This window comes from Rhizomicrobium sp. (genome assembly GCF_056722145.1).
Genome location: NZ_JBWZET010000068.1, coordinates 1 through 2,009, shown reverse-complemented (window position 1 = coordinate 2,009; position 2,009 = coordinate 1). Strand labels below are relative to the sequence as shown.

At 63.3% G+C, this 2,009-nt stretch carries 1 protein-coding gene and 1 pseudogene; both read left to right on the top strand.

Annotated elements, in window-relative coordinates; all coding sequences use genetic code 11:
* On the top strand, window positions 1-1,652 hold a 1,652-nt coding region (locus AC1P6P_RS03930; protein ID WP_481401131.1), incomplete at its 5' end, for a hypothetical protein.
* Window positions 1,653-1,786: 134 nt separating this feature from the next.
* A pseudogene (locus AC1P6P_RS03925) lies at window positions 1,787-2,009 on the top strand (hypothetical protein); the annotation flags it as partial.

The window sequence follows — 2,009 nt, the reverse complement described above, 5'->3', positions numbered from 1 at the left end:
CCACCACAGTCGGAGCCCTGGCCGCGACCAACGACCAATATCGCGGCTGCGACGGCTACGGTGCGCCTACGGCCGATGGCGATAGCATGACCGATGTCGCGCCGTTCTCCTTCCTGTTCGCACCGGCCGTAAGCACCAGCACTACCCGCGCCAAATCGGAGGGCGGAGTTGTGGGCATCGCCGATTGCGATGCGGCGCTGGCCGATCTGGCGCCGCGTTACTGGATGCGCAAGGTCAGCCTCCTGCGGGCCCGCGCCATCCACCAGATCACGCTCGGCGACTACGCCAAGGCCAACGCCGATCTCGATGCGGCCGAAGCGGTGGCGGCGGGGCATGACGATCCCTTCTATGCCCGCAGCCTCGGCTGGGGTCTGGCGATGACCCGCGCTTATGCCGTGCGCAGCGCCGGCGATCAGGCCAAGGCGACGCCAATGGTGACCGGCCTGATCGGCCAACGTCCGTTCAATCGCCAGACCATCTACACCGGCTTGCTGGCGCTCGGTCCTGCCGGCGGCGATCAGGAATTCCGCACCCTGCAATACGCACTCGCCAAGCTGGTGCCGGACGCCATCGATGAGCTGTTCATCCGGGCCATCGATACCGGCAAGTTTGTCGACGTGATCGCGCTTTATCCTGACCTCCGGTCCGGCCTTGCCGACCGCAACTATGAGGCCCGCACCAGCAGTTGGTACATCTGGGCCCAATTTGTCCTCGACGAGAAGTTCTGGGCTTCGCGCAGCGGCGCCTACGCCTATGCCCTGCTCGCGACCGGCAACACCGCCGCTGCACATGCCGCGATCGATGCCGCCCGTCAGCGCCTCGCCCGCGACAGCGCGCCGCCGCCGCCATTGACCGACGCCGAAAAGGCCGCTGATCCGACCGCCGAAGCGACCCGCACCGGCCTGCTCGATTCGCGCGCCCGCGCCGCCCGCGAAGGCGGAAAATTTCTCGACGAATGGGCGCGGCTGATCGATCTGAGGATCAAGGTCAACGACGGCAAGACCGACGACGTGATGGCCGCGCTCCGTCTCGCGCCGCTGCCCCGAAGCGGGGCCTCGATTGATCTGCTCGATGCGTTGGAAGCCCGTTTGCCGCCGGCCAAGCGCCCGCCGACGCCGTTCTCGCTGGCGCTGCGCAACGAGCTCAAGCGCACCCATCCCGAAATGGGGAGTTCGACGCCGGAATCCTTCCTCAACGATTTGCCGACAGCGGAAATTCCCAGCCGCGTCCCGGACTACAGCCGCACCGCCACCAGCCTGTTCGGCGCGCCGAGCGACCTGGCCGAGGGCTATCGCGTCAGTGATCCCGATGCCAACGGCGTCGTCAAAATCCGCTTCAATGGCGCCCAATCGAGTTCCGGCTCGATGGTCGAAGAAGCCGCCTTGCTGAAAGCGGCCGAAGAGGCCAGGCGCCACGGCCGCAAGGGTTTCATTATCCTCAGCCGGTTCGATTTCGAGGTCACGATCAGGCACACGATGTACGGCACCGCTGTCCGCACCGAGCCGGGCGGTTATCAGACCGAGCTCGAGGTGCAGTTCGTCGATCCCGCCAACCTGCCGCCGCAATTCCAGAATGCCGCCTGGCGCGTGCTCGACGCCGACGCGATCTATACCAATCTCGCACCGATCTACATCAAGGCGAAGCGGCGGTAGGCGAGGGAGATTTACACGACAATTCGCTTCGAATTCGCTGCATTCGTGTCCACGATACCGCGAATAATCGCTCTGTATTTCAGCGAATCAGCACTAGTCTATTTCTTGTCTATCGCTCTTGATGTTGGGCCACCATGAGCCTTCCGTTTCATCAGGACAGCACGCGCCTTTCCGATTACGCGGTCTTTACAGACGAAAGCGGAATAACGCGCGACAAGTACATGCTCATCGGCGGAATTTCGTGCCGATCTGCCTATGCACATAGGCTATCCCGCTCCATACAGGACATACAGCGAAGTCACCCATTTCCAGATGACTCGCTGCAATGGAAGCACATCAATGCAGCAAAGCTACCAA